Genomic DNA, 5,139 nt, shown 5'->3' on the forward strand with positions numbered 1-5,139 from the left:
CCGGACCAGATCGCCGAAATCCGCCAGTCCTACGGCGCCGACAGCCCGCTCTGGTCGCAATACCTGCACACGCTGGGCAACACCCTGACCGGCGATTTCGGCACTTCGGTTCAGGCCGGCGTGCCGGTCGGGCATGCGCTGCTGGCCAACCTGCCGCCGACGGTCTGGCTGGCCGGCTTCGGCTTTGCCCTGGCGGTGCTGCTGGCAGTGGCGATTGCCGCCCTGTCCAGCCTCGCCGCCTTCGCCTGGCTGCGCTCGGCGATCCAGTCGCTGCCGTCGCTGTTCGTCTCGGTGCCGACCTTCTGGCTCGGCATCATGCTGATCCAGATCTTCTCGATCCGGCTGAAGCTGATCCCGGTGATCAACCCAGGGCCGTGGGAGGGGCTGATCCTGCCGGTGCTGACCCTGGCGGTGCCGATCTCGGCGCCGCTGGCGCAGATCCTGGTGCGCAGCATCGACGAGATCTCGACCCATCCCTTCGTCGCTGTGGCCCGGGCCAAGGGTGCCTCGCGCGCTGGGGTGCTGTGGCGGCATGTGGCGCGCAACACGCTGCTGCCGGCCCTGACCATCGCCGGCGTGCTGTTCGGCGAGATCCTGGCCGGCGCCGTGATCACTGAGACCGTGTTCGGGCTGAACGGCCTGGGCACGCTGACCGAACGGGCGGTGCGCAACCAGGACACGGCGGTGATCCAGGCCGTCGTCGTGCTCTCCGCCGCCGGCTTCGTCCTGGTCAACCTGGCCGTCGACCTGCTGGCCCCGGTGCTGGACCCGCGCCTGCGATCCCGCGGAGCCGCCGCATGACCTCGCTGCAGACCACCGATCGGGCCGTGCCGGCTCGGCCGCCCCGCCGTCCCTCCTTCTCCTGGTTCGGCCGGGCGCAGCCCAGCCTGCTCCTGTCCTGGGCGGTGATCGCCATCGTCACGGCCTGGGCCGTCGCCCCCGGCCTGTTCACCGGCTACAGCGCCATCGCCGGCGTACCGCGGGAGAAGCTGCGGCCGCCCGGCGCCGAGCACATCCTCGGCACCGACGCGCTAGGCCGCGACCTGTTCGCCCGCATCGTCCATGGCGCGGTGAACTCGCTGTCCGGTGCCTTCGTCGCGGTCGCCGTCGGCCTTCTGGTCGGCACCGCGATCGGCCTGGTCGCCGGGTCGACCGGCCGACGGACCGACGCCGTGCTGATGCGCATCGTCGACGTGCTGCTGTCGGTGCCGTCGCTGCTGCTGTCGCTGGCCATCATCATCCTGCTCGGCTTCGGCACGGTGCATGCCGCGATCGCCGTCGGCGTCACCTCGATCGGCCGCTTCGCCCGGCTGGCCCGGTCCGAGGTGATCCTGGTGCGTCGGTCCGACTATGTCGAAGCCGCCTTCGGCAGCGGCGGCCGCTTCGGCGCCGTGCTGTGGCGGCACGTCCTGCCGAACTCCGTCACCTCGGTGATCGCCCTGGCCGCGGTGCAGTTCGGCACGGCGATCCTGCAGATCTCCACCCTCGGCTTCCTCGGCTACGGCGCGCCGCCGCCGACGCCGGAATGGGGCCTGCTGATCGCCGAGGGCCGCAACTACATCGCCACCTCCTGGTGGCTGACCACCGTGCCCGGCCTGGTCGTGGTGCTGGTGGTGCTGGCCGCCAACCGCATCGGCCGGTCGGTCGGGCGGAGGACGATATGACCGTGCCGCCGGTGCTCGAGGTCGAGAGCCTCAGCGTCTCGTACAAGGGCGACCGCGACGGGGCGCATTGCGTGGTCGACGGCGTCTCCTTCCGCATCCAGCCGGGCGAGGTGGTGGCGCTGGTCGGCGAATCCGGCTCCGGCAAGACCACCACGGCCCAGGCGGTCATCGGCCTCCTGGCCGAGAACGGCCGGGTCGATGGCGGCGCCATCCGGCTCGCCGGCACCGACATCGCCGGCTGGCCGCAGAAGCGGCTCGACGCGATCCGCGGCGCCCGCATCAGCCTGATCCCGCAGGACCCCGGCAGCTCGCTGAATCCGGTCAAGACCATCGGCGCCCAGGTCGAGGAGATCCTGGCCATCCACCGCCGCGGCGACAAGGCTGCGAACCGGGCGCGGGTGGTCGAGCTCTTGGCCCGGGTCGGCCTGTCGCGGCCGGAGTTGCGGGCGCAGCAATACCCCCATGAGCTTTCGGGCGGCATGAAGCAGCGGGTGCTGATCGCCATCGCCATCGCGCTGCAGCCGTCCCTGATCATCGCCGACGAGCCGACCAGCGCGCTCGACGTCACGGTGCAGCGCCGGATCCTCGACCTGATCGACGAGCTGCGGCGGGAGTTCGGCACCGCCGTGCTGCTGGTGACGCATGATCTCGGCGTCGCCGCCGACCGCGCCGACCGGCTGATCGTGCTGCAGGGCGGCCGGATCCAGGAGCAGGGGGCGGCGGCGGAGATCCTGGCGTCCCCCAGGAGCGCCTATACGCGACAACTGCTGGCCGATGCGCCGTCTTTGGCGAAAGCGGAGCGCCGCGCCCCGCGGCCGGTGGGCGAGGGAGAGGACGCCATCGTGGTCGACGGGCTGGTTCAGGATTTCGACCTGCCGGGACGCGGCGGCAGCTTCCGCGCCGTCGACGGCCTGTCCTTCGCGGTGCGGCGCGGCACCACCCATGCGCTGGTCGGGGAATCCGGCTCGGGCAAGACCACCACCGTGCGCGCGGTCGTGGGGTTCCAGACGCCGACCGCCGGCCGCATCCTGATCGGCGGCGCCGACCCGGCGGCGCTGAGGGGCGAGGCGCTGCGCCGGTTCCGCCGCACCATCCAGCTGGTCTACCAGAACCCGTTCGGGTCGCTCGACCCGCGGCAGAGCATCTTCGAGATCATCGAGGAGCCGCTGTTGAACTTCGAGCGCCTGCCGAAGCCCGACCGCGCCCGCAGGGTGCGCGACATGCTCGACCGGGTCGGCCTGCCGCAGGCGGTGCTGGACCGGCGACCGCGGGCGTTGTCGGGCGGCCAGCGGCAGCGCGTCGCCATCGCCCGCGCCCTGGTGCTGGACCCGCAGGTGCTGGTGCTGGACGAGGCGGTGTCGGCGCTGGACGTCACCGTCCAGGCCCAGATCCTCGGCCTGCTCGACACGCTGCAGCGCGACCTCGGCCTGACCTATCTGTTTGTGTCGCACGACCTCGCCGTGGTCCGGCAGATCGCCGACACCGTCTCGGTGCTGCACAATGGCCGGCAGGTCGATGCCGGGCCGGTGGAGGCGGTGTTCCGCAACCCGAGCAGCGACTACACGCGCGAGCTGATCGACGCCATTCCCGGGCGCCGACTCGCTCTGTCCGCATGAAAGGCTTCCTCCCGTGACCATCCAGCGGCTCGGCTTCTTCACCCGGCTTCTCGACGAGGCGAGCGCGCAGGAGCGCTACCGCTTGGCGACGGAGCAGATCACCACGGCGGAGCGGCACGGCTTCGACAGCGCCTGGGTCGCCCAGCACCATTTCCACGAGCCCGAGGGCGGGCTGCCTGCGCCGCTGGTGTTCCTGGCGCAGGTGGCGGCCCGCACCTCGCGCATCCGCCTCGGCACCGGCATCATCACCCTGCCGCTGGAGCACCCGGTGCGGGTGGCGGAGGATGCGGCGGTGCTGGACCTGCTGTCCGACGGCCGGCTCGAGATCGGGGTCGGCACCGGCGGGACGCCTTCGGCCTTCGCCGCCTTCGGCCTCGACAGCGCCGAGCGGTCGACGATCTTCGCCCGCCACCTGCAGGTGCTGCTCGACGCCTGGGGCGGCAAGCCGCTGGACGGCGCCGACACAAGGCTGTACCCGGCGGCGCCGCAGCTGCTGGGCCGGATCTGGCAGGCCACCTTCTCGGTCGCCGGCGGCGCCCGGGCCGGGGCGGCGGGCGACGGGCTGATGCTGTCGCGCACGCAGCCCCGCCCGGCCGAGGTGCCCCATGCCACTTTGGCCGAGATCCAGGACCCGGTCGTCGACGCCTATCTGGCGGCGCTGCCGGCGGGCAAGGAACCGCGCATCCTGGCGTCGCGCAGCGTCTATGTCGCCGACAGCCGGGACGAGGCGCGGCGCTTCGCCGAGCGCGGCCTGCGCCGCCAGGCCGACCGCTTCGCCGCCGCCGGACGCGGCGCGCCGGGCGACACGCTGGACCAGCTGATCGCCGCCTTCGACGTCCATCTCGGCACGCCGGACGAGGTCATAGCCTCGCTGCGCGCCGACGACACGCTGCGCCGCGCCACCGACCTGGTGGTGCAGGTGCATTCGGTCGACCCGCCGCACCCCTTCATCCTGCGCTCGATCGAGCTGGTGGCGCAGGAGGTGGCGCCCGCCTTCGGCTGGGCCCGCCAGGACCAGGGCAATGACATCCGCCTCGCCGCCGCGTCCTGCTGACGCCGCCGGACCATTCGGAAAAGGACCAGACGATGAGTGAACCGACGGCCGACGTGATCGACCTGCTGGCCGGGATCGAGCGCGGCTCCGCCCTTGACCGGATCCGGGACCGGCGCCCCGTGGCCCGCGAGAACGCGCAGAAGAGCTGGGCGGCGCTGTTCGAGCCCGAAGAGCCGGGAACGGTGTCGGCCCTGGAGCGCTATGCCGTCGTGGCTTTCGTCGCCGCGCTGCATCGTGAGCCGGAGACCGTCCGCTTTTACGCCGAGGCCCTGACCGGGCGCGACGCCGGCCTGGCCGCCGCCGTGGTTGCTGAGGCGGAACGGGCAGGGGCGGAGGGGCCCTATGGCCGCTACCCGGAAGGGCCGCTCAGTGCCGAGGACAGGCGCGGGCCGGTCTACCACGTCTCGGGCGAAGGCCGCTCGGTGCTGGGCTCGCGCCTCGCAGCCGCGCTGGAGCACACGCATCTGCTGGTGTTCCGCCCGCGCGACGCCAGCGCCGCGGCGCTGCAGGCGCTGCTCGATGCCGGCTGGTCGACCACCGACATCGTCACCCTGTCGCAGCTGGTCGCCTTCCTGTCCTTCCAGATCCGCGTCGTCGCCGGGCTGCGCGCCCTGGCCGTCGCTTGAGGCCCGCCATGACCGAGACCGTGCTGACCCATCCCGAGAACCAAGAGCCGACCGTCTTCACCCAGGACGAGCTGAACTGGCTGCCCTGGCTCGAGCCATATCCGGCCGACCAGTTGACCGAACGGCACCTGGCCGGGCTGGTCGACGCGGCGCGCGCCAAATCCGACTATTTCCGGCTG

Annotated in this window: 5 protein-coding genes; all 5 read left to right on the forward strand. The window is 72.3% G+C overall.

Annotated features, from left to right (window positions below):
- A partial coding sequence (locus tag FFK22_RS40850; RefSeq protein ID WP_138893544.1) for an ABC transporter permease occupies positions 1–801 on the forward strand: 801 nt, incomplete at its 5' end.
- The gene (locus FFK22_RS40855; protein ID WP_138893545.1) at positions 798–1,664 is read left to right on the forward strand and encodes an ABC transporter permease; all 867 of its coding nucleotides are present in this window, start codon (positions 798–800) and stop codon (positions 1,662–1,664) included. The genes FFK22_RS40850 and FFK22_RS40855, both read left to right, overlap by 4 nt.
- Positions 1,661–3,280, forward strand: a complete 1,620-nt coding sequence (locus FFK22_RS40860) for an ABC transporter ATP-binding protein (RefSeq protein ID WP_138893546.1) — start codon at positions 1,661–1,663, stop codon at positions 3,278–3,280. Before FFK22_RS40855 ends, FFK22_RS40860 begins: the two co-directional genes overlap by 4 nt.
- A gap of 13 nt (positions 3,281–3,293) precedes the next feature.
- The gene (locus FFK22_RS40865; RefSeq protein WP_138893547.1) at positions 3,294–4,334 is read left to right on the forward strand and encodes a putative FMN-dependent luciferase-like monooxygenase; all 1,041 of its coding nucleotides are present in this window, start codon (positions 3,294–3,296) and stop codon (positions 4,332–4,334) included.
- A 32-nt stretch (positions 4,335–4,366) separates the two neighbouring features.
- A complete protein-coding gene (locus FFK22_RS40870) occupies positions 4,367–4,960 on the forward strand; it encodes a CMD domain protein (RefSeq protein ID WP_138893548.1) in 594 nt (197 codons plus the stop codon).
- The last annotated feature ends 179 nt before the right edge of the window (positions 4,961–5,139 follow it).

Source organism: Mycobacterium sp. KBS0706, from assembly GCF_005938675.2.
In the GTDB taxonomy this organism is placed as follows: domain Bacteria; phylum Pseudomonadota; class Alphaproteobacteria; order DSM-16000; family Inquilinaceae; genus Inquilinus.